We start from the raw sequence: 21,400 nt of genomic DNA on the forward strand, positions 1-21,400 counted from the left end.
CCAAATCAATATTCTCATCTGACTCATCCCCTCTTTCTCACACCCGTTACAACATATTTCTCCATTTCCTCGTCGCTCAAGGTTGATCTCCGATCAGCAATCTCTTCCTTTCCGGATCACAAGATATCGCTCTATCCGCTCGTCGCGCAAGATCCGACAGCTTTCGGAAAAGTAGCCCTGATCGGTATCCTGGTTCAGCAATTTTCTTCACCACCCCCATCTCGCTGACTGAGCGGACAGAAGAGACTATTCTTCGCCGAATGCCTTCGAATCTGCCTGGTTCGCGGCGCATTCCAGATCTTCTTCCAGGGGTCCTGCAGCATGTTCCCCAGCGGACGGTCTGACAGCCAGGACTGACATGGGACGAGATCCCCATTCGGAGCGATTGCCATATTGGAAAGAGCGGCTCCGCATCCCGGTACATCCAGCGCCAAATCCCGCAGAGTCCCACTGTCCACCAGTCCCGGCGAGGTGAAATTGAGTTCCATGTCATGAGCATAGGCGAAATCGCAGGCCTCTTTCAAGATCTGAGTCAACATCTTTTCTGTCAGTGTCGACGCTCTGGAACCGATTGACCTCGCGTTGCCGGTTACAATCAGACCGGAGACTGTAACGAAGCGAACCCCCAATCCATACAGAAAGCGCAGGGTCTCCAGGTAATCCGCGTTGACAGAGCAGAGAGGGGTATTGACAGAAATGCCTAAACCCGCGGCCAGGGCATTGCGGATCCCGGCAACCGTCTCATCGAAGCGGTCTGCCCCGACCAGCTGATTATGCACATGGCGGTCGGCAGAGTAGAAGGTGATCTGTACGTTATCCAGCTCTGCCCAGGCCAGCTTTTGACAGAAATCCTCTGTCAGTCTGACTCCGTTGGTGTTGAGGCGGGTGATGAACCAACGGGCGTAGGCGATCAGCTCCGGCAGATCCTCCCGCATGGTGGGCTCACCCCCTGTGAAGGTCAGCTGTGAAATCCCCGCCTGATAACAGCGGTCAATGATCTGCTTCCACTCCCCGGTGGACAGCTCTCTGACCTGACCCATTTCCTGGCCTGCCGCATAGCAGTGAAGACATCTCTGATTGCAGTGCCAGCGCCCATCCTTCGTCATCGCGGAAACCATGAGATCCATCCGGTGAGGTGCCGGCATATAGGGCGCATAATCCCAAAGCGCCATATCTCTCAGTTCAGCATCCGGTTCCCGCCCGCTGTTGATATCCTCAATGACCCCCATCAGAGTCTCCAGTTCATGAGCTAATTGAACCACAGAAGCTCCCGTGTAACATTTCTGCACGTTCCCAAAAGCTTCCTGCAGGACTTCCGCCAAGCGATTGCTACTCGTGACGGAATCCCGGTCATTTTCTCTGGCCTCTTTCCTGCCCCCGGAGACCGGCGACCCCTCTCTAGCCGCTTTCCTGCCCCCGGAGACCGGCAACCCCTCTTTGACCTTTTCCTCTGCCGGGAGTCTCCTGTACGTCCCTGATCCCGATACTGACATGCGGGCATTGATCACTTCAATCACTTCCGCCAGAAGAATCGCCCTGTAACGTGAAAGGGGCAGGAAATCCTTTCCATTGATGATGACAATGGCCGGCGGCCTCCTGCCCAAAACATAGCGGGGAAAAATCATGTGCAGACGCAGTACATCGCTGGTCCCCGGATTCCATGTGGTATGGAAGGCTCTGCCGGCATGCCTTTTCATATACAGCTCTTCTGCCAGCATGATAACTCCTCTCTGCGCAAATGTACCAAATCACAATATTTCGCATTCAGGCTCCTGCTTCATCCCCACATAGGAGGAGTCAAATTTTGAGGCATCTGCCTGGGACTCCACATCAGCCTTCATCCCATGCAAGAGGGGGCAGACCTTTGTCCATGCGACATGAACATTGTTTTCATCCTCACTTCTCCTTCGTGCAGGAGTCGCCTTCATGCAAGAGACGTCATCTTTGAAACAGGGCGCACAAAAGGATGACATTCACCGCATAAACCGCAATAAAAAAAATGATTTCAAGGAGCAGGGCCGGGTAATAGCGCACATGGCCCCGGGCCTTTCCCCCGGTCTGGTGTATAACAGCCTCTTTGTTCTGAGCGTAGAGTCTGCGATTTTTATCGTAGCTATGAAGGAGGGCCCCGCAGGAAACAGCATAGAGCACAGGGAGGCCGATCGCCAGGAGATTCGACAGCGTCCCGTAGTTTCCTATCAGCACCATTCCCGCGGCAAAGAACACTATCACAAGGAAAAAGCGATTCCTGAAGGCAGCTTCATAGAAGTATTTATGGTCAAAGAGCCTGCCCTGATCCAGATAAAACCTGGGCATCTCCTCCAGCATCCCCAGGGGTAAATGCTGGCAGAAGATCTTGTAACATCCCTCTGTGTGCTTGCGGTCATCCAGACTGCCGATCTCATAATGGAAGCTTAACCTGGCGCCCCGGCAGAAAAAAGATACGGCCGTACTGTCATAGAAATAATGGCCCTGCCGTATGGACATAGCCCAATCATCATAGGAAATCTTCCTCTCATTTCCGAAGAGCCCCACGTGACGGGTCCCTGTCATCTCCAGATAAGTCCCTGTCCGAAAGACCCCCTGTAATATTCCCCTGGTCACGAAAAAATAGATCAGACACCAGATCGCGAAGAGGCAAAGCGGCCCAGCCAAAAAACCGAGCACAAGGATCACCGGGATCAGATCAGCCACCTGATCGACGAGCTGATCAATGACCTGCTTGATCAAGAGAAGCACCTGACCGGAATGCATACTTGTCGCGATAAGAACCAGGGTCGCGTTGGCACTGATGATTGCCCCCGCGAGAAAGACAAATTTCTGCAGGGACAGGATATTCTGACACCAGGCGTCACTGTGGTCCGGCAGAAAGCCGGGCTGACGCCGGGCATCCTCCCGTTTCATCTTCCGCAGGCGGATCGCTTCTCTCCAATTGATCGACTTGGTCATGTGCTCTTATTCTCTTCAATGATTTATTCCCCGGGCAGGGATTCCTTCATACATCACCCCTATTCTAGCAAATCCCATGACGCCTTGCATGAGCAGGCTTAACAGGTTGGGTACCTCTTTTCTATGATGAAATCGGGCTGTGCATTTTCTCTGGCATTTTCCCCGCAGAAATCGGGCCGCAAATTTTTCGTCAAATACCTCTGATACAAATAATTAATCTTAAATTTGTGCTCTGTCACAGTGATAAAGGTCTGCCGATTGCTTATACTCTTGTTAGAAATCTTTTTCCCATCCTGCCGATCTGAAAGGAGCCGGAAGATGAAGCTGATGACCCTTATGGACGATCAAGCCAGTGAGCATCTCGGCCTATACCACGAGCATGGTCTCTCTTTCTATATCGAGACCGCCTCCGCCAGAATTCTCTTTGATTTCGGGGCCGGAAGCCATACCCTGGACAATGCCCGCGCCTTAAATCTCCCCCTCTCTTCCGTTAACTATATGGTTGGAAGCCATGGTCACTATGACCATGCCGGCGGATACCCCGCCCTGGTCCAGTCCGGCCTGCGCGCTCCTCTTGTCACCGGAAGGGGCTACTTCCGGGAAAAATACGCCGTCAGCGGAATCCGTATGACCTACCTTGGAAACGGATTTGACCAGACCTTTCTGGAGGCCAACCAAATCGAGCACCTGGAGTGCGACGGCCTTCTGCAACTGAGCGGGCAGTGCTGGGTCATGAACCGTTTCCAACGGGAGTACGACTTCGAGACCATCCCCAGGCGCTTTATGCTCGGATCATCTTCGGCCGCCTCTCCTGTCAGTCCGCATTGGCAGGAGGATCGCTTCGACGACGAAATCTGTCTGATCATCCGTGTAAGAGACGGCCTGGCTGTCATTGTCGGCTGCAGCCATCCCGGCATTCTCAATATTCTCACCGGCGTCCAAAAAACGTTTGATCTTCCCATCGTCGCGGTGGCAGGAGGAACACACCTGATGGAGGCCTCCGACGACAGGATCCGCAGGACCTTAGAAATCATGCGATCGATGGGAATTTGCTCCATTGGTTTTAATCACTGCTCCGGCAGCCGCATGTCCGAAATCATGAGCAGGGAATTTCCAGACCTTCGCGCCGCCCACCTCGCCGTCGGCGACGGCCTTCTGATTCCAGAGGAGGAGGGCGCAGGCGTCATGGACATGCAGCCGACATAAATCGGGGCAAAAACGCAGGACAGCTTAGGGGGATGAATGAAAAATATAACGATGTCGGTGTTCTCTGATCTGGCCCAGGATTTTGTTGAGGCAACCTCCTCTTTGGTACGGGGACGCACCATTAATCTTATGGATACCAACGGGATGATCATTGCCTCGACGGAACACGGTCGGATCGGCAACTTTCACCAGGGGGCCAAAGAGGCGATCGAAACAGGCCGGCCCGTCCGTATTGCCAAGGCGGACCTGCCCAAATATAAGGGGGCCAAAGAGGGCTACAATATGCCGATTTTTCAAAACGGGCAGGTCATCGGCGTCGTCGGCGTCTACGGGCAGGAGGAAGAAGTCCAGGACGTTGCCAATCTTCTCAGGGTCTATGTCACGCAAAGCTTTAAGCAGCAGGTCATCGCCCGCAGGCAGGTTATGGAGGGAGAGCTCCGCAGTCAGCTCTTAGACCTCTACCTCCTTGGCAATCCGGATAGCCAGGAGAACATCGAGCAGCTGTCGGATGTCCTCTCCTGCCACCTCTGCTTTCCTGTCACCGTCATTGTCTTAAAGACGACGGCGCCATCGGGAATTTCGGGCATCTATGATATTCTGCGCCAATATTTCGGAAACGATGAAGTCTTCAGCCGCAATGATATCTACGGGGCCAAGGACAACATCTTCATTCTGATCCGCTCTTTCACCGGTTCCAAAAGGCCCGACCATTTCGAGGATATCGCCGCTAATCTCTGCCGGGGGAAAAAAGAACTTCGGATGGTCATCAGCGACAGTTGCGCTAATGCCGGCGAGATCGTAGAGGGCTACAAGGAGGCAAAGGCCCTCCTGTCCCTCTCCGGAGACGGTATCGACCGACTCTCCGAGGCCAGGGCAAAAAGCAAGCTCTATCTCGGCAAGCTCTTGCAGCACGGCGGTTCGCACTACATCCAGCAGCTCAACCGAACTCTGCGAAATGAGGTGTCGGCACAGCAGGAGCAAACCCTGCTGGAAAATGCAAAAACCTACTTCCTCATGGGCGGTTCGGTCAGCCAGGCTGCCCAGGCCCTTCAAATTCACAGAAATACCCTGCTTTACCGGCTGAATCGCTTATATGAAATCCTGGGCTTGAACGATGTGGCCCCATTTGAAAGAGAACTTTTTATCCGCATGCTGATTGCCTTTCGTGCGGAAGAAGGATAGTAACTTGCAGGATGAACAACCCTGCAGAAAGGGGAAGTCGTAAGGAGGTTTATTATGTTTTATCTTGTTGTTATTCTCGTTGCAGTCATACTGATGATTCTGGCGATCCAGAAATTCCATCTGCATCCCTTCATCGTCATGACAGTCATCTCCATTCTTGTCGGTCTCGTCTGTGGCCTTGGCACAGAGGACGTCATCAAGACCGTGAAGAGCGGTTTCGGCAGTATCATGGGGAACATCGGCATTGTTATCCTCTGCGGCACCATCATCGGAACCATCCTTGAGAAGACCGGAGCCGCCCTTACCATGGCCAATTCCATCCTGCACCTTGTCGGAAAAAAACGCAGTATTCTAACCATGGCCATCACCGGCTACATCACAGGTATCCCTGTCTTCTGCGATTCCGGTTTCGTCATTCTAAGCCCTATTATGAGAGCTCTGGCGGCCCAGTCTGATATCTCTCTGGCCGTGATGGCAACCGCCTTATCCGGCGGTCTCTACGCGACCCACTGCCTGGTTCCGCCGACTCCCGGCCCCATCGCTATGGCCGGCACCTTAAATGCCGATCTGGGACTGACCATTCTCGTCGGTCTGGTGGTCTCCATCCCCGCCACTCTGGTCGCCTATATTTACGCCCGCAGGGTATCAGGCAAGGTTCAGATCCCGGCCAACCCTGAGAATACCGTTGAAGAACTCATTGAGAAATACGGAAAGCTTCCCGGTGCCGCTCATAGCTTTGCCCCGATTCTTCTTCCGATTGTCCTCATCGCCTTAAAGTCGATCAGTGACTTTCCCAGCGCCCCCTTCGGATCAGGTGCCGTCAAGAATTTCTTCTCTTTCATCGGCAACCCGGTTGTCGCCCTGATTCTGGGTGTCTTCATCGCCATGACACTGATTCCCAAATCCGAATCTAAGAATACTCTCAAGTGGATCACGGAGGGCGTCACCAACTCGGCCGGTATTCTGGCGATTACCGGGGCCGGCGGCTCCTTCGGCGCCATCATCCAGAAGCTACCCATTGCGGATGTTCTCAGCGCCAATCTGCTCGGACTGGGTGTCGGCGTCTTCCTTCCATTTATCATCGCCGCGCTCTTAAAGTGCGCGATGGGCGCATCTACCGTCGCGATGATCACAACCTCCGCCATGATGGTTCCCATGATGGACTCTCTGGGATTCACCTCTCCCATCGCCAGGGTTCTTGTGATTATGGCCATCGGCGCCGGTTCCATGACAGTATCCCATGCCAACGACTCTTACTTCTGGGTTGTCTCTCAGTTCTCCGATATGGACACCGAGCAGGCCTACCGCTGTCAGACCGGCATGACCGGTGTCATGGGAATCACGACCATTGTGATTGTCTTCCTGATGTCTCTGATTTTTGTTCATTAGAGAACCTATCGACCATCCCATAAAAACAGCGCGCCATGTCTGCACCCCGTCCACTCGGATCTGAGTGGGCGGGGTGTTCTTTCGCCTCTTCCTGGCAATGCCGCTGAATCTTTGATCTCTGTATCACTTCCACGCCTGCTTATTTCAGCACAATCGCCTGTGACAGGTGTCTGGGGAAATCTGCGTCTATATCCTTTCGCAGCGAAATATAATAGCCCAGGAACTGTCCGATCAAGCCCATCAGGGCGGCTGCCTGAAGCTCGCTGTAGGCCTCAGGCGTCTTAAGCGCGTAATCCAGTCCCCGCATCTGATCTGCATCAGGCCCCAGTCCGCAAGTCACCCCTCCGAAGGATCTCATCTGTTCCATCAAATCCTCATCTGTCTTCCGGGTCTTTTCATTCGACAGGAGCAGGAGAAAGGTATTCTCATCCACAAGACTCATAGGCCCATGTCGGTACTCCATAGAGTAATAGGCCTCGCTGTTAGCGATTCCCATCTCCTTCATCTTGTTCATGCACTCGTTACTGACGCCATAATAAGCGCCCTGTCCCAGGGTCACGAACAGGTCTGCTTCAGGATGCTCTCTCAGGATCTTCTCCGCCAATCCGTCGCACTCCTTTAAGAGTTTCTCTGCCTCTACCGGATAATCTCTCATCGCATTGATCATCTCCTCATGCCCTGAAACATGCATACTGAGAATCTCGGCCAAAAAAATCATTGACGTGAAGGATCTGGTCATAATCACACTATCCTCTGCCGTCTCCGGTGCGAGAATATAATTTTCATTATAGTGACTACTGTCCGCATCGCAGGTAATGGCCAGACTGCTGACTCCCGGGATCTCATGAACCCGATCCATGGCCTGTCTTACCTCCGTAGTACAGCTTTTTCTGGTAATTGGAAGAACCAATGTCTGATTCCCCTTGATATAATTCTCCGGAAAAAAGAGAAGTTCACTGCAGGGAACCGCGATCGCCGGCGTATGATTCAGCGCCCTCCACAGATAGGACGCGGTCTGTGCCAGGTAGAAACTGGTTCCGCAGCCTGTAAAAATCAAGCTGTCATATGGTTCTGAAAAGACCTGATCTAAAGTCGTTTCAATCTGTGGCAGCGTCTCCAGGATTGCCTCAAAGGTCCGGGCTCCCACATCCGGATATTACCCTCTTCTCCGGCGCCTCTGCCAGGCCTTCCGCTGTCATCTCATGTACGTACCCGCGATAGCGCATATCGGACATATCGCTGAAATGTCCATTCTGGCTGAATCGATCAATATAGACGATCTCCTTTCTACCAATGGATGCCAAATACTTTACGACCTCCCTGGCCCCCTCATAGAGTCCGTTATTGATTTTTCCTGCATTTTCAACATCGGAGTAATCACGATTCTCAATCAGGACAACCGGAATCCCGGCCTTGATGAGCTGACGGATATAGCCCTTGGAAAAACTGATGGAGCTGATAATCACACCATCAAATTGTCTGGAGATAATGCTGTTGACAAAATCCTCTGTATTGCGATTCTGACACAGAGAAATCATATAGCCCAGATCATAGGCCCTCTTATCCATCTCACTCAAAAGGAGCGAAAAATGCTCCGTCACAATCTGATCCGCAATAAAAACGATGTGATTCAGGCTCTTCCCCTTGAGCGCTCTGGCCGCTGTGTTTGGCTTGTAACCCAGCTTCTCCACTGCCGCAAGCACACGCTTTCTCTTATCGGCATTGACATAACGATTATTGTTGAGTACATAGGAGACGATGGTCTCTGTCACACCGGCCTCCCTGGCGACATCTCTTCTTGTGATTTTTTTGAATCCCGCCTGTGTCATAAGCGCACATCGTCTCTTTCCTGGACTTTTCTTCTCTTTTTTCATGCCTTTGTCAGAATAATTTTTAGTAAAATCCATTCTGGCAAAACGGTTTTCCACTTGTTTTCACTTGTAAATAAACCAGATTTTTTCTAGCTCCTCTTATTCAGCAGGTAGCCCGTCACGGATCCAACAGCTCCGCCTACGATATGGGCCATATTGGAGATATTATCCACAACCGTAATCCCCTGATAGACCTGCTGACCTATGTAAATAGCCGCCACAAGCAGAAAGGTCAGAGGGATCTCCCCCTCTCGAAAACCGGTGAAGGAGGCCAGCACAATGAAGGCAAAGACAATCCCACTGGCTCCGCAGAGAGCCACACTGGGAAAGAACATATAATTGATAATCCCCGTCACAAAGGCGGTGATTACCATGATCTCAATCAAGGTCTTGGATCCGTACTTTTCCTCCAGCATGGGACCCAGAAGCAGGAGGTAGCTGGCATTTCCAATAAAATGCTGCCAGCCGCTGTGTCCGATCACATGGGTGAAGAAGCGGGGATAGGTCAGAGGATCCAGAAGAGACGAGTGATAAGTCATAAAGAAAAGGCGTGTGCTGACTCCACCAGTCATCTGGCCTAGGACGACCGAGACAAGGCAGATCAGGCAGAATGTTAAAACGACAGGGGCGTTATAGGATATTTTTAATTTTCTCATGGCTCTCCTTGTTCTCAATGATCTGATATTTTTTCGATGTTGCTATAATCTGTTTTCACTTTATACTTTCCATACCGTTTTCAATGGTATTTTATCACAACTGTGATCCGTGCTGGACAGACGAAAACGCAGGGACGATGGAAGAAGTCTCTCTTCCATCTAGTTAAAATATGTCAATATGTTATAATGGTCATTATAACTAATATTTTTGTTCTTATCAGGTTAAATGGGGGTAACTTTATGGATTATGACGCAAAATTATTAGAGCTCGATGATTTTTTCGGCAATTGGGCCGGGAATAAATCGGCATTTCCGGGCCAGGAATATGCAAAACTCACAAATTCTCTCTATCCCTATAAGGAGCTCTTTTCTCCGATCAAAGTCAACAAAATGGTTATTAAAAACAGAGTTGTCATGGGGCCAATGGGGAACCTCATGATGTGCGAAGAAACCGGCCGTCCGAATCAAAAAATGCTCGAGTACTTCTTTGCGAGGGCGAAAGGAGGGGTAGGTCTTCTTACAACCGGCCTGATTCCTGTAAGCCACGGAATTGATCCTACCGTGACTGAGGCGGGAGACAGAAGCATGTTCCCGAGAATCGACAAGTACAGAACGGTATTCGCCGGGTGGAGAGATCTGGCCCAGGGAGTTCACGCTTACGGCTCCAAAATGTTCGTCCAGATCACACCCGGGCTGGGAAGAGTCGGGCCTCCAACTTGCTTTATCACAAAGCATAAGCTTCCAAGATCCGCATCTTTAAATCCAAACTTCTACATTCCTGAGCTTCCATGTATGAGGCTTACGGATTTCAGCCTGCGAAAAATCGTGAACAACTGCGGGCAGGCGGCAGCCGACGCGAAAGAAATAGGCCTTGACGGCATATACCTCCATGGACACGAGGGATATCTGCTGGAACAGCTTACAAATCCGGCATTTAACAGAAGGCTTCTGGGACGCTACGCGGATCCCGAGCAATTCGGGCTTGAAATCGTCAGAGAAATCCGGGACAGGGTTGGTTCCGACTATCCTATCATGTACCGCATTGACCTCTCCCTGGCCCTGAATGAAACCTATCGAGAAAAGATGGACACCGTCCCCTCTCTCAGGAAATTCAAACATGGGCGCAGCATCCAGGCAACGCTGTCTTATATGAAGCATCTGGTTGAAGCCGGTGTTGATATATTTGACGTTGACATCGGATGCTATGACAACTGGTGGCTTCCTCACCCCCCCGCCGGAATGCCTGCCGGCTGTTTCCTTGATATTTCAAGAATTGCCAGGGAGTACTTCGCGCAGAATAAGATTCTGTCAAATGCCGGAGAAAAAGTTCCTGTTGTTGCGGTCGGTAAGCTCGGCTATCCGGATCTTGCGGAAAAAGCCCTTCGGGACGGAGACTGCGACATGGTGATGCTGGCAAGACCTCTTCTCAGCGACGCAGACTGGTGTAAAAAGGCATACAGCGGAAAAGTGAACGAAATACGCCCCTGTATCGGATGCCAGGAAGGCTGCGTCAATGAATTCATTCTGGGAGGCCATCCTCAATGCGCCGTCAATCCAAGGACGGGCTTCGAAGACGTCCTCCCAGAAGAGCTTGCGCCGGCAAAAATCAAGAAGAATATCGCGGTCGCAGGCGCCGGTCCTGCCGGAATTATTTTTGCGTTGACCGCCGCGCAAAGAGGACATAAGGTGACTCTTTTCGAGAAGAGCGCACAGGTGGGCGGCAAGTTAAATCCGGGAAGCGTACCGAAGATCAAGTTCGACCTGGCAAACTATGTTGATTATCTGAAGCATCAACTGAAGATGGCGGAAGAAAACTGTGATCTAACCCTGAAATTGAATACAAACGTTGATCCGGACCTTCTCAAAGCAGGAAATTACGACACCATCGTATGCGCCTACGGAACCCGTGAAATCGTCCCGCCTTTTGAGGGGTTCGATCAAGTCCACTGGGTCCTCGGCGTTGATCTCCTGGATAATCCCGCTCTCATGGGAGACGCTCAGAAGATCGTTGTCATCGGAGGAGGCGTAGTCGGATGTGAAACCGCTTACTGGCTGAAATACGAATATGGCAGAGACGTGACCGTCGTAGAAATGATGCCCGGTTTCATGGAGGGCGTATGCACGGCGAACCGAGGACATCTGCTCCATTACCTTGAGAAGGGCGGGGTAAAGCTGATGAACTGTGCCAGAGTAATTTCTTTCGGCAGAAATCAGGTGCATATCCTCAAGAACAGCTCGGCTGCGGTTCCGAACCCCTACAATACCTGGCAGCCCCTGCTACCTGATAATATTCCCAACCCTCTGGCTAAGAAACCCGGCAATGCCAGAAACCCTATCACAGTGGACGCAGACCTAGTGGTTTTGGCACTAGGCGGAAAAGCGGATCAGGATCTGTACTTTAACTGTCTTAAGGACCATCTCGCTCCCGAGATCCTGAATATCGGCGACAGCGAAAGAGCCGGCAGAGTGCTCGAGGCGGCAAGGGCCGCCTACAGAACAGGCATCCGCGTATAGATGAATCCCCTATGAAAGGATTGACAACAGAAATGAAACACAAGCCAAAGATCTATGCTCTGACCGGAAAGGGCGGTGTCGGAAAGACCTCCGTTTCCGCCGCTCTCGTGAAGATTCTGACCGAAAAATATCCCGACAAAAAGATTCTGGCAATCGACGCGGACCCGGCAATCGGCCTGGCAACTGCCCTGGGAATCCGGGCTTCTCTCACACTGAATGACATACGAAATGAAATTGTCGCGCATGTAGAAGATGGGAATTCTAAGGCGGCAATGGAACTGATTTCGGAGTCAAGATACAAAATCGCGGAGGCGATCGTAGAGACAGATTCGTTTGCCTTTCTGGCCATCGGCAGGCCGGAGTCAGCAGGCTGTTACTGCAGAATCAACGCCTATCTGAAAGAGGTCATCACCATGGTCGCCGATCAGTTCGACTATGTCGTCATCGACGGGGAAGCCGGCATCGAGCAAATCAACCGAAGAGTCATGGAGAAGGTCACCCACCTGCTTCTGGTAACCGACACCAGCAAAAAGGGGGTTGAAGTCATCAAAACCATAGCCCGTGTCGCCTCCGGCATGGTCTCATACGACGAACTCGGCGTGATTGTAAATCGGGTGGAAGACATGTCAAGAGTCGATAAGCTCGGTCTGGCAAATCTGAAGCTCCTTGCCGCAATTGCATCGGATCCCATACTGGCTGAATATGATTTCGAGGGGAGAAGTCTCCTTGAACTTCCCGGTGATTCCGCCGCAGTCAGAGGAGCCGAAAGGGCATTAGAGAATCTTGGAGGCTGAATATGAAAGATCTGAAACATATGATTTTCTTCGAGAAAGTCCTCGAAAGCGCCCACAACGACCTGGTCAGACAGGCCCGGGAAAAAGACGGAAAAATTGCCATCGGCTATACCTGCTTCCATATTCCGGAGGCGATTCTGAATCTGCCCGGATGCTTCTCGGTTCGACTCCGCGCTCCTTTTATGGGGTCCACCGACATTGCGACCTATTATCTGGCCAGCAGCTCATGTGAATTCTCCAGGGCGCTTCTGGAACGGGGCATTGAGGGCGGATACCGTTTCCTCGATGCCATTGCAGGCGTGGATATCTGCGAGTGCATGAACCGCTGTTACGAAAACATGGAGCTTCTCGGCTGCGTAGGGGAAGGAAACGACAAATTCTTCCTGTCCTATATTGACGTTCCCGGAAAAGACGAGGAGATTTCGGTCGATCACGTCACAGAGCAGCTGCAGAGGAAACTGCTGAATCCCCTGCATGTAAACTACGGCATCGACATATCCGATCAGGCTCTGCGCAAAGCGGTCGAAGATCACAATGAAATCTGCGACCTGATCACGGAAATCGGCAATTTCAGAAAGCTGGATCCCGCGCCTATCACAGGAGCTGAATTTCACAAAATTTGTCTTGCCACTTACGTCTGTCCCCAGTATCTGATCAAAGACAAACTCAAGGAGACACTGGAAGAAATCAGGACAAGAGCGGCAGATGAGAAGAAATTCAGGGCAAGGCTTGTAATTGTAGGCGGAGAGATCGATGACCCCGAAATGATTGAGCTCTGCGAGGAAAGCGGAGCGCTGATTGTGGCGGATCGTTTCTGCTATGGTTCCATTCCGGGAAGACAGAGAATCGAACTGAATGACAGGGAAGACGCACTCTCCCAGATTGTAAGGATCAATATCCGGCAGACCTCCTGCCCCAGGTATATTACGGACAATAAGATTCTCTACCGGCAGGAAGAGGCGAAACAGCTGGCCAAGGACTACCATGCGGACGGCATTATCTATGAACAGATGAAGTTCTGTACCTACTGGTCCTATGAGAGAACCCTGCAGAGCCATGTGCTGGCTGAGGAGTACGGGATTCCCACCCTTTCCATTGACAGGCCTTACCGGGCAGGGGCATCCGGTCAGCTCAAAACAAGAGTGCAGGCCTTTGTCGAGAGTCTGGAGATCAAACAGATCAAGGCGAGAGCCGCAAAGAGGGAGGCTCAACATGTTCAATAAGCGAAAAAGCAGGCTTCCTGCGCTGATGGAATACCTGAGAGGAGCAGCCGCAGACATCCCATATATGGTCAACGATATGAAGGCTGCCGTCCCCGTGATTACAAACTACATAAAAGAAAACAAAGAAACCCTGAAGACACAGGCGGCGGAGGACGCAAGGCACTATCTCAAACCGAGATTTCGCCTTCATATTGAAGGAAAGGGCGACTACTATACGGAGGGCTACCGGTCATTTAACCAAAGAGAATGGAAAGGGGTCAAGGACACCGCCTATGATTTCAGGCGATGGCTGAAACTCTACGGCTATATGCTTGCGACCTTAGGCACTCACCCCTATGCCCTCATGAAGGCCTTCATCAGATACCCCTGGATGGCGAGCTATCTCACCGCCGCGAACATGATGGATCGGCACAAGCTCGGTCTCAGAGGCAAGCAGCTCAGATACACGGAAGAACAGTTTTTCGGTGTCATCCACAACTCCGTTGAAGTGATTCTCCACATCATTGAGCGGGACGCCAACCTGCACAGCCCCAACAACAGGAGAGCCGCAAGACTCAGAGATAAGACAGTCATGTTCGACGAAATGACTCCCTCCATTATCATGGCCGGATTTCCGGACCTTGACTGGATTGATGTCGCCATGTCTCCCGTCTGCCTTCCGGGAGAAGTGGATCAGTTTGCCAATATTTACTACGTAGACGCAGCTGAACGGCAGGGACTGGCAGCGGATGTATGTCCCCTCCCCTCCGCGGAAGTAGGATGTGCCATTGTTGATGATTATCCCCACGTGGGATCCTCCTTTGTGACAAGCTCCATGCCCTGTGACGGCTCCATCGGCGCCGCTCTCTTCACTGGCAGATACTTCCACGATCTTCCGCGATTCGCGCTCACTCCTCCGCAGCGTTTTAACGAGCCTGAGACACTTGCGTACGCGGTGAAAGATGTTCGCAACTGCATCCATTTCATCGAAAGTACCTATGGCGTCAAATGGAACTGGGATCGTTTCTGGGAAAAAGCCAAAGAATACAACCTCACAACGCAGTGCATGCTCGATAAATGGGATGTCAACTGCACGCCCTATCCCCAAGTGACAGGAAGCGCCCTCTCTCTCCAGCGAGAATATGAATTCCAGACTGCGGGATGTCTGGATCCCTATATGACCAGTCAGGATCTTAAGGTCACGGATATGATGCTTCAGGGATACGAAGAAGATAAGCTGGCAGACAGACGCGATTACAAATACCGGGCCATCGTATGGTGCTGTCCCGCCCACTACTATACGCACTTTACGACCTGGGCCGAACAGGTATGGGGGATCAAAACCCTGGTCGATATGGAGAGTATGCTCAGCCACCACTTCTACCATATCGGCGAAAAGGACGCGGCTCTTGCGGATATTGCAATGGCCTATGAACGCATGATGATGCGATCCCACTCTAACGGAGGATACGCAAACGCTCTGGATGAGTGCTGGAAAATGTGTGAGAAATTCAACGCGAACATCGTCATTATGTACGATCACGTATCCTGCAAGAACTTCGGCGGGCTTCACGGCCTCTTCGAAGATCAGGCCCGGGAAAGGGGAATCCATCTGATCTGGGTATCCCATGACCTTATGGATCCGCGCACGGTCTCAAGAAAGGCGATGAGAGATGCCGTCAACAAGTACATGGTCAATGTGTTCCGGGAAACGCCTCTGGATCCGACCTATGCTGACTATTCAGATGAACTCACCTGGTAAGAGAGCAGAAAGGACAAAGTGTCGATATGAAATATTTTGGAGGATGTGACGTAGGCTCAACCTACACAAAGACCGTGATTTTAGACGAACAGGGCAAGATGGTCGCTTCAAATACCATCAAGAGCAAAATCAACAGCCGTGAAAGCGCCGAGCTGAGTTTAAAAAATGCTCTGAATGACGCCGGATTAAAAGAAATCTCAGACCTTTCATACCTGATCGGAACAGGCTACGGAAGAAACAAGGTCCCTCAGGCTCAGGAAAACATCAGTGAGATCAGCTGTCATGCCATGGGCGTTCACATTACGAATCCTGAGGTAGAGGCAATCATTGATATCGGCGGACAGGATGTCAAGGGAATTGCCGTAGACTCCGACGGAACAGTAAAAACCTTCGCGATGAATGACAAGTGCGCAGCCGGAACAGGCAGATTCTTTGAGTCTATGGCGAATGCCTTCGAAGTCTCGCTGGATGAGTTCTCAAAACTGAGTCTTACTGCCAAAAATGTGATTCCCATTACAGCACAGTGCACGGTATTTGCGGAATCCGAAGTCATTACCCTGGTGGGAGAGGGACAACCCAGAGATGAAATCGCGGCCGGAATCCAGCAGGCTGTCGCCAAGCGATGCTTTGTCATGGCGAAAAAGGCAGGCGCAAAGAATTCAATCACTCTCACCGGCGGCTGCGCCAAGAACGAGGGCTTAAAGCGCGCAATTGAGAAGGTTCTGCGGATCAAAGTCATCGACCTGAATATCGATCCTCAGTTGATGGGCGCTCTGGGCGCCGCTGAATTTGCCCGCCAGAAAGGTCTGGACAAGGAACTTCTATAAATCGGGAAATGTAACTTCCTGATGATTCTGCTGTCATGAATCATACGGCCGGCGGATCCATTGCAGTTTCCCTGACGACAGATTCGAAGAACCTGCCCGACACATCAATGAGAAAGAAGACGAAATATGAAAGATATCATGCGCAAGTTTGAGATACTTCTGGCAGTCCTCCTGCTTCTCACCGGAATTCTATTCATTGTGTACATCACCAATGCCGATTCAAAGCTGGTTGAATTCATATATGATAAGCTTTGGGAATTCCACCACAATAAGGTGGTTGAGGACAAGATTTAACTATGAATGTTTATGACAGCGTCATCAAAGAGACCCGTGAGCTTCTCTCCTCCTATCGAGCCAGAGAGCTTCCCGTGAGCAAGGGGAAGCCCTGGCCTTTACTCAAGGAAAATGAATTCCTTCTGCAGAGAGATGTCGCCTACGAGCTTGGCATCCGAACCAGGCCCGGTGTCTGCTACAATGCCGTCACCAGCGACAGCGAGCTTCTGGAGCAGGACCGTATTCTCCTCTACGGGAGAGATCTGCCCGAAATAAAGAATGACACGGTCTTCTCCAGAATTACCTTCCTTCATATCGATCCCATCGAGGATCCGAACAAGGCCTATCAAACCGTCAGGAGATTGGACTTCACCAGATTTAAGATCATCCCGAAAGGGTATATGATTCTGTCTTCCAGCATGGAAAACCGTGAGAACATAAGAGTCAGCAAAAAAGCCATTAAGAACGGACTGGACTTCACGACGATTGGAAAGCTTTTTATTGATCATTACAAAAAAGCAGCTCGCGTGAATCGGGCTGAAATCATCTTTATCACGGAAGAATTAAACGCCGTCGGGCAGCTGGAGAAGGAGGCCCGCAAGGTCGAAGAAATCACAGATGCCTTCGACCACATCCTGAAAGGTCTTGTTTCCGACTGTGATCTCTGCCCCCTTCATCCCATCTGTGATGAAGTGGAGGAGCTGAGACAACTGCATAAGGCCAATGGCAGCTTATAGGATCCTCCAGTCTGATCCCCTGGTTCAGGTAATAGCTGGAGCTGAGGACTGGATCATCGGCAGCAGAACCGTCTGCGGAACCGGAGCGCAAAAGCCAACGGCAGGGATGTGCCAAGTGAGCTGTTGCCGCAAGCAAGGCATATTAACATGCCTGCTCTTAGCTCTATAACTTACGATTTGTATTTCCATTCATTTTAGAAAATGGGCAACTCCGATTGGAATTGCCCACTCATTGTTTTCGTTTGACAGGAAGGTTTCGCTGTAAACATCGAACTGCCATAACTCACAGTCTCTCAAACTGATCCTTGCTTGCGCCGCATACCGGACAGGTCCAATCGTCCGGCAGATCCTCAAAAGCTGTCCCCGGGGCGATGCCATGGTCCGGATCTCCCACCTTTGGATCATAAATGTAGCCACATGGGATGCACCGGTATTGACTTATTTTTACGCTATCCTTTGGATTGCCTTCCGGGATCGCACGCTCTTCTGTCTCCAATAATCGGCTTACAAGCGGCGGAATTGCCTCAAAATCCTCCTCATCCGGGTTCCACAAGGACCGCACGTTCTCTTTGATCACTTGGAATCCCGCCTCAGAGAGTTTCTCCTGCAAAAGCTTTACACTCTCGCCGCTCCATCCGTAACAGCCGAACGCAGCCGCCTTTTTATTTTTGAACTTGAGCTGCCGCAGGAATTCCAGCCAGCCGGCAAGAGAGGAGAGATAACTGTTGGATACCGTTGGCGATCCCACCACGATCGCTTTTGACTTAAACACCTCCGTCATCACTTCATTCTTATCCGATTTGGCCACATTAAATACCTTGACTACTGTATCCGGGCTTTGGCTGTGGATCTCATCCGCAATTCGATGCGCTATCTTAGCCGTTCCCTCCCACATCGTGTCATAGGCAATGGTGATCTGGTTTTCCTGATACGCGTTTGCCCATTTCGCGTATTTCTCCATAATCTGCAGAGGATGATCTCTCCATATCGCGCCGTGCGCAGGCGCAATCATTTCAATGTCCAGGTTAAATCCCGAGATTTCTTCCAGCTTCTTCCTGAGAATCGGGGCAAAGGGATTTAAAATATTAGCGAAATACTTCATGGCCTCTTTGTTCAAGAGGCATTGGTCCGCCTTGTCATTGAAGAGCTCTTCTACCGCGTAATGCTGTCCGAATGCATCGTTTGAAAACAGGATGTTATCACCGGTCATAAATGTCGCCATGGAGTCCGGCCAATGCAGCATCCGCATCTCAACAAAAATCAGCTTCTTCCCGTTCCCAATCTCAATGCTGTCTCCCGTCTTTACGACATGGAAATTCCAACCGCGCTTTCCATACTGGCCTTCAATACTCTTCACTGCATTTGCCGTGCAATAGATCGGGGTGTCCGGGATCTCATTCATGATCGCCGTAAGAGAGCCGGAATGATCGCACTCCCCGTGATTTGCCACAATCAAATCTATCTTCTTCAGGTCCACTTCCTTTTTCAAATTCTCCACAAAGTCAAACCTGTGCGGAATCCACACCGTATCGATCAAAACGGTCTTTTCTTCCTCAATCAGGTAGGCATTCTGGCTTGAGCCGTTGATGATGGAGTAATCATCTCCGTGAAAGCTCTTCAATTCCCAGTCCATGTATCCTACCCAACTGACATTGCCCTTAACCTGTTTTCTCATCTCGTCCTCCCAGACTTTTTTCCGCTCTCCTGTCAATCCCTGATATTATCAGCCCGCATGCATTTCCGACTTCTTTCAGCTCTCATCCAGCATCAGCAAAAGCGCCATCTTAAACCTGCCGACAGCTGTCACCGAGTGTTTCCCGAATTTATCAAATTTGAAATTCTCTCCCGCATGAATGTGATACTCTTTTCCCTCATAGCCGATGATCGCTTCTCCATCTAGGGCGAAGACAAGCGCTTCTCCCGGAGCAGCATGCTCTGATAAACCGGTTCCCTCACCAAAACTCATGATGACAAATTTCAGGTGCGGATCATTTACCAGATCCATATTTACGATTTTTCCCTCCTGATAGGGAAGCAAATCCTTCAATGTCATCACCTAGCCCGCTTTTAAAATCTGATTCATCTGTGTATCCTCCTTCAAGGCAATCTCTGTATATACCGCATCTGTATTCGCCTTCGCTCCAATGGGCAGATCTCTCGGCGTTATAAAGATCTGTCCTTTTTGAACATTGCCTAAAACCCCTTTTGGATCAAAGGCATCTATATTCCCCGCGTGGATGAGCCAGAGCTTCGTGTATCCATAGCTCTCCGCGCTGATATCCGTTCCCTTCGCCAGAGAAAAGTACGCCACTCCGTACCCTTTTTCCGCGCTCACCATCTTTGATATGGTACAGCCCGGAACCGGAAGATTCTCCGCCGCGATCGAAAAGACCTTTCCCGCTGCTTCTTTCATAGCCCATCTCCTTCCTTGCTTCACTGCGATCAATATACTATGCTTGGAAATGAAAATGCGTGGTCTTGGCCACGTAATAGAGAAAGGTTGTTTCCAATGGACATGGACTTCTACAAGAAAAATGCCCTCTTCCAGAATATATCGGAACAGGACATCCGGGACGCGCTTATGTGTCTTCATGCTTACAAAAGAAGCTACCAAAAGAATGAAATCATATATCATGCCGGCTCTTCAACCGGCTTTATCGGCCTGATCTTACAGGGAAGCGTCATCGTAGAAAGAAATGACGCCTGGGGCAACCGTATGATCCTGACCGCCTTTTCAAGGGGGGATTTCTTCGCGGAAGCATACGCTATGAACCCGCAAAGTATCATCCCCGTAGATATTATCGCCAGAGAAGCCAGCACTGTTATTTTTCTGGAAATCGGGATCATTGCGTCCAGGTCCTGCGCCGCCCCGCATGCTCTGCATCAGATCACCGTCAATCTGCTAAAGATCTCCCTGCAAAAGAACATTCTCTTATCCAACCGTAGCTTCCTGTTGGCGTCAAAAACAATGCGGGAGAAGATTCTCAGATATCTGAACAATGTTTCCCTGCAAAAGCGCAGCAGCGAATTTGATATTCCCTTCAACCGGCAGCAGCTGGCCGATTTTCTGAATCTGGACCGAACGGCACTTTCCAAGGAACTCAGTAAAATGCAGGCGAACGGACTCATTGCCTTCCGAAAAAATCACTTCCGCCTGTTAACCCCAAAGCCCTGATCCATCCGTCTTAAATTCCATACTCTCTCCAGCTTAAAATCCATGCCCCATCCATCTTAAATTCCATATGGCAGCTTGACTCTCTATTTCTGTCCATCAGTCGCCTGCGAATCCATGGATAACGATTTCATCTGATTTCTCCCATGATGGATCAAAGCTTTCATTCTTTCATGGCTATATCAGTTCTCCTCCCGGGCGCATATCATCCTCCAGGCATTCTCGTCAATTTCCGCGATCTTTGTAAAGTCAGACCGGTCCGCGAAGTTCTAGATAATTGTCCACATCTCATCTGTCGGTAAAATGCTTTTTTCCTATCGGTTTTGACACGTCAACGATTCTCTTTCTTCTCCAATTCTTCCAGGCTTCTCTGAAGTTTCTCTTGACGGTCGATAATGTCATCAATCTTTCGGTGGAGATCACCGATAATCAGCTCTTTCTTCAGATTGACGTAATAATCATTCTCTGCCCGCTGCCGATCTTTCTCCTCTTGCCGATTCTGACTCATCATAATCAGTGGTGCCTGGACAGCGGCAACACAGGATAAAACGAGATTTAGCAGAATAAAAGGAAAGGGGTCAAATGCCCCAGACGCCAACAGAAGATTGATACACATCCAACCGATCAGGACAAGAATAAAACTGACAATAAAGGCCCAGCTTCCGGCGAACTTTGCCACCGCGTCTGCCGCCTTCTGCCCTCTCGTCTCAAAGTCATCATCCTGGCTCAGATCTACACTGAGATTCTGCGCGACCAACTTATCCAGCAATTCCTCATTCGCCGCATCTGACTCCGCGCTCTCAAGGAGCTGTTTCAGCAAATCCTGCCTTCTTGTTTCCCCTTCCATCAGACACGATCTCCCTTCT

The 21,400-nt window shown here is 50.7% G+C and carries 20 protein-coding genes and 1 pseudogene; 11 read left to right on the forward strand and 10 right to left on the reverse strand.

Annotated elements, in window-relative coordinates; all coding sequences use genetic code 11:
• Positions 1 to 194: 194 nt before the first annotated feature.
• Together HMPREF1508_RS07675 and HMPREF1508_RS07685 are read right to left on the reverse strand one after the other, a co-directional pair.
• Positions 195 to 1,718 carry a radical SAM protein gene (locus HMPREF1508_RS07675; RefSeq protein WP_044960962.1) on the reverse strand — a complete coding sequence of 508 codons (1,524 nt, stop codon included), beginning with the start codon at positions 1,716 to 1,718 and terminating at the stop codon, positions 195 to 197.
• Between the two features lie 220 nt (positions 1,719 to 1,938).
• The gene (locus HMPREF1508_RS07685) at positions 1,939 to 2,949 is read right to left on the reverse strand and encodes a hypothetical protein (protein WP_044960964.1); all 1,011 of its coding nucleotides are present in this window, start codon (positions 2,947 to 2,949) and stop codon (positions 1,939 to 1,941) included.
• 318 nt (positions 2,950 to 3,267) lie between these two features.
• Between HMPREF1508_RS07685 and HMPREF1508_RS07690 the strand changes: the two genes are divergently transcribed.
• From HMPREF1508_RS07690 to HMPREF1508_RS07700, 3 genes are read left to right on the forward strand one after another with little or no spacing between them, the layout of a single operon-like run.
• The gene (locus tag HMPREF1508_RS07690; protein WP_084640299.1) at positions 3,268 to 4,155 is read left to right on the forward strand and encodes an MBL fold metallo-hydrolase; all 888 of its coding nucleotides are present in this window, start codon (positions 3,268 to 3,270) and stop codon (positions 4,153 to 4,155) included.
• A 36-nt stretch (positions 4,156 to 4,191) separates the two neighbouring features.
• Complete coding sequence (locus HMPREF1508_RS07695; protein ID WP_084640300.1) at positions 4,192 to 5,337, forward strand: CdaR family transcriptional regulator; 1,146 nt, start codon at positions 4,192 to 4,194, stop codon at positions 5,335 to 5,337.
• A gap of 54 nt (positions 5,338 to 5,391) precedes the next feature.
• Complete coding sequence (locus HMPREF1508_RS07700) at positions 5,392 to 6,726, forward strand: GntP family permease (RefSeq protein WP_006906768.1); 1,335 nt, start codon at positions 5,392 to 5,394, stop codon at positions 6,724 to 6,726.
• Between the two features lie 139 nt (positions 6,727 to 6,865).
• Here the strand turns inward: HMPREF1508_RS07700 and HMPREF1508_RS07705 are convergent, their stop codons facing one another.
• The 3 genes from HMPREF1508_RS07705 to HMPREF1508_RS07715 form a co-directional block, all read right to left on the reverse strand.
• Positions 6,866 to 7,873 carry an SIS domain-containing protein gene (locus HMPREF1508_RS07705; RefSeq protein WP_044960966.1) on the reverse strand — a complete coding sequence of 336 codons (1,008 nt, stop codon included), beginning with the start codon at positions 7,871 to 7,873 and terminating at the stop codon, positions 6,866 to 6,868.
• The gene (locus HMPREF1508_RS07710; RefSeq protein ID WP_049906939.1) at positions 7,854 to 8,555 is read right to left on the reverse strand and encodes a LacI family DNA-binding transcriptional regulator; all 702 of its coding nucleotides are present in this window, start codon (positions 8,553 to 8,555) and stop codon (positions 7,854 to 7,856) included. The genes HMPREF1508_RS07705 and HMPREF1508_RS07710 overlap by 20 nt, the downstream gene beginning before the upstream one ends.
• A 131-nt stretch (positions 8,556 to 8,686) precedes the next feature.
• Positions 8,687 to 9,253 carry a rhomboid family intramembrane serine protease gene (locus HMPREF1508_RS07715; RefSeq protein WP_044960968.1) on the reverse strand — a complete coding sequence of 189 codons (567 nt, stop codon included), beginning with the start codon at positions 9,251 to 9,253 and terminating at the stop codon, positions 8,687 to 8,689.
• Positions 9,254 to 9,493: 240 nt separating this feature from the next.
• On the opposite strand from HMPREF1508_RS07715, the gene HMPREF1508_RS07720 reads away from it, so the two are divergent.
• From HMPREF1508_RS07720 to HMPREF1508_RS07745, 7 genes are all read left to right on the forward strand, one after another.
• Entirely contained in the window at positions 9,494 to 11,767 is a 2,274-nt protein-coding gene (locus tag HMPREF1508_RS07720; protein WP_044960969.1) for an FAD-dependent oxidoreductase, read from the forward strand.
• Positions 11,768 to 11,799: 32 nt separating this feature from the next.
• Positions 11,800 to 12,561 (forward strand): ATP-binding protein, encoded by a 762-nt coding sequence (locus HMPREF1508_RS07725; RefSeq protein WP_044960997.1) that lies wholly within the window; start codon positions 11,800 to 11,802, stop codon positions 12,559 to 12,561.
• A gap of 2 nt (positions 12,562 to 12,563) precedes the next feature.
• Complete coding sequence (locus tag HMPREF1508_RS07730) at positions 12,564 to 13,784, forward strand: 2-hydroxyacyl-CoA dehydratase family protein (RefSeq protein WP_044960970.1); 1,221 nt, start codon at positions 12,564 to 12,566, stop codon at positions 13,782 to 13,784.
• Positions 13,785 to 13,809: 25 nt separating this feature from the next.
• Positions 13,810 to 15,525, forward strand: a complete 1,716-nt coding sequence (locus HMPREF1508_RS07735) for a 2-hydroxyacyl-CoA dehydratase family protein (RefSeq protein ID WP_242834535.1) — start codon at positions 13,810 to 13,812, stop codon at positions 15,523 to 15,525.
• A 26-nt stretch (positions 15,526 to 15,551) separates the two neighbouring features.
• Positions 15,552 to 16,352, forward strand: coding sequence for an acyl-CoA dehydratase activase (locus HMPREF1508_RS07740; RefSeq protein WP_006906776.1), 801 nt, complete (start codon positions 15,552 to 15,554; stop codon positions 16,350 to 16,352).
• A gap of 126 nt (positions 16,353 to 16,478) precedes the next feature.
• Positions 16,479 to 16,646, forward strand: coding sequence for a hypothetical protein (locus HMPREF1508_RS10415; protein ID WP_006906777.1), 168 nt, complete (start codon positions 16,479 to 16,481; stop codon positions 16,644 to 16,646).
• 2 nt (positions 16,647 to 16,648) lie between these two features.
• The gene (locus HMPREF1508_RS07745; RefSeq protein ID WP_044960971.1) at positions 16,649 to 17,362 is read left to right on the forward strand and encodes a hypothetical protein; all 714 of its coding nucleotides are present in this window, start codon (positions 16,649 to 16,651) and stop codon (positions 17,360 to 17,362) included.
• Between the two features lie 283 nt (positions 17,363 to 17,645).
• On the opposite strand, the gene rd is transcribed toward HMPREF1508_RS07745, so the two are convergent.
• The 4 genes and pseudogenes from rd to HMPREF1508_RS10750 all read right to left on the reverse strand — a co-directional run bounded on the left by rd (position 17,646) and on the right by HMPREF1508_RS10750 (position 19,775).
• Positions 17,646 to 17,858 carry a rubredoxin gene (rd, locus tag HMPREF1508_RS10830; protein ID WP_278244583.1) on the reverse strand — a complete coding sequence of 71 codons (213 nt, stop codon included), beginning with the start codon at positions 17,856 to 17,858 and terminating at the stop codon, positions 17,646 to 17,648.
• Positions 17,853 to 19,037 (reverse strand): annotated as a pseudogene (locus tag HMPREF1508_RS07750) (flavodoxin domain-containing protein); the annotation flags it as partial. The gene rd and the pseudogene HMPREF1508_RS07750, both read right to left, overlap by 6 nt.
• Positions 19,038 to 19,112: 75 nt before the next feature.
• Positions 19,113 to 19,415 (reverse strand): cupin domain-containing protein, encoded by a 303-nt coding sequence (locus HMPREF1508_RS10745; protein ID WP_330365312.1) that lies wholly within the window; start codon positions 19,413 to 19,415, stop codon positions 19,113 to 19,115.
• A 3-nt stretch (positions 19,416 to 19,418) separates the two neighbouring features.
• Positions 19,419 to 19,775: a hypothetical protein gene (locus HMPREF1508_RS10750; RefSeq protein WP_330365310.1), complete on the reverse strand. Its 357-nt coding sequence runs from the start codon at positions 19,773 to 19,775 to the stop codon at positions 19,419 to 19,421.
• A gap of 96 nt (positions 19,776 to 19,871) precedes the next feature.
• Between HMPREF1508_RS10750 and HMPREF1508_RS07760 the strand changes: the two genes are divergently transcribed.
• The gene (locus HMPREF1508_RS07760) at positions 19,872 to 20,537 is read left to right on the forward strand and encodes a Crp/Fnr family transcriptional regulator (RefSeq protein ID WP_044960973.1); all 666 of its coding nucleotides are present in this window, start codon (positions 19,872 to 19,874) and stop codon (positions 20,535 to 20,537) included.
• Between the two features lie 328 nt (positions 20,538 to 20,865).
• Here HMPREF1508_RS07760 and HMPREF1508_RS07765 read toward each other — a convergent pair.
• Positions 20,866 to 21,400, reverse strand: a 535-nt coding sequence (locus HMPREF1508_RS07765) for a DUF1003 domain-containing protein (RefSeq protein ID WP_330365311.1), incomplete at its 5' end; no start/stop codon positions are given.

Source organism: Shuttleworthella sp. MSX8B (genome assembly GCF_000524295.1).
GTDB classification, from domain to species: domain Bacteria; phylum Bacillota; class Clostridia; order Lachnospirales; family Lachnospiraceae; genus Shuttleworthia; species Shuttleworthia satelles.

Coding starts and splice junctions, on each gene's coding strand:
- HMPREF1508_RS07675 (WP_044960962.1), bottom strand. CDS start 1,718: ATGCTGGCAGAAGAGCTGTATATGAAAAGGCATGCCGGCAGAGCCTTC.
- HMPREF1508_RS07685 (WP_044960964.1), bottom strand. CDS start 2,949: ATGACCAAGTCGATCAATTGGAGAGAAGCGATCCGCCTGCGGAAGATG.
- HMPREF1508_RS07690 (WP_084640299.1), top strand. CDS start 3,268: ATGAAGCTGATGACCCTTATGGACGATCAAGCCAGTGAGCATCTCGGC.
- HMPREF1508_RS07695 (WP_084640300.1), top strand. CDS start 4,192: ATGAAAAATATAACGATGTCGGTGTTCTCTGATCTGGCCCAGGATTTT.
- HMPREF1508_RS07700 (WP_006906768.1), top strand. CDS start 5,392: ATGTTTTATCTTGTTGTTATTCTCGTTGCAGTCATACTGATGATTCTG.
- HMPREF1508_RS07710 (WP_049906939.1), bottom strand. CDS start 8,555: ATGACACAGGCGGGATTCAAAAAAATCACAAGAAGAGATGTCGCCAGG.
- HMPREF1508_RS07715 (WP_044960968.1), bottom strand. CDS start 9,253: ATGAGAAAATTAAAAATATCCTATAACGCCCCTGTCGTTTTAACATTC.
- HMPREF1508_RS07720 (WP_044960969.1), top strand. CDS start 9,494: ATGGATTATGACGCAAAATTATTAGAGCTCGATGATTTTTTCGGCAAT.
- HMPREF1508_RS07725 (WP_044960997.1), top strand. CDS start 11,800: ATGAAACACAAGCCAAAGATCTATGCTCTGACCGGAAAGGGCGGTGTC.
- HMPREF1508_RS07730 (WP_044960970.1), top strand. CDS start 12,564: ATGAAAGATCTGAAACATATGATTTTCTTCGAGAAAGTCCTCGAAAGC.
- HMPREF1508_RS07735 (WP_242834535.1), top strand. CDS start 13,810: ATGGAATACCTGAGAGGAGCAGCCGCAGACATCCCATATATGGTCAAC.
- HMPREF1508_RS07740 (WP_006906776.1), top strand. CDS start 15,552: ATGAAATATTTTGGAGGATGTGACGTAGGCTCAACCTACACAAAGACC.
- HMPREF1508_RS10415 (WP_006906777.1), top strand. CDS start 16,479: ATGAAAGATATCATGCGCAAGTTTGAGATACTTCTGGCAGTCCTCCTG.
- HMPREF1508_RS07745 (WP_044960971.1), top strand. CDS start 16,649: ATGAATGTTTATGACAGCGTCATCAAAGAGACCCGTGAGCTTCTCTCC.
- HMPREF1508_RS10745 (WP_330365312.1), bottom strand. CDS start 19,415: ATGACATTGAAGGATTTGCTTCCCTATCAGGAGGGAAAAATCGTAAAT.
- HMPREF1508_RS10750 (WP_330365310.1), bottom strand. CDS start 19,775: ATGAAAGAAGCAGCGGGAAAGGTCTTTTCGATCGCGGCGGAGAATCTT.
- HMPREF1508_RS07760 (WP_044960973.1), top strand. CDS start 19,872: ATGGACATGGACTTCTACAAGAAAAATGCCCTCTTCCAGAATATATCG.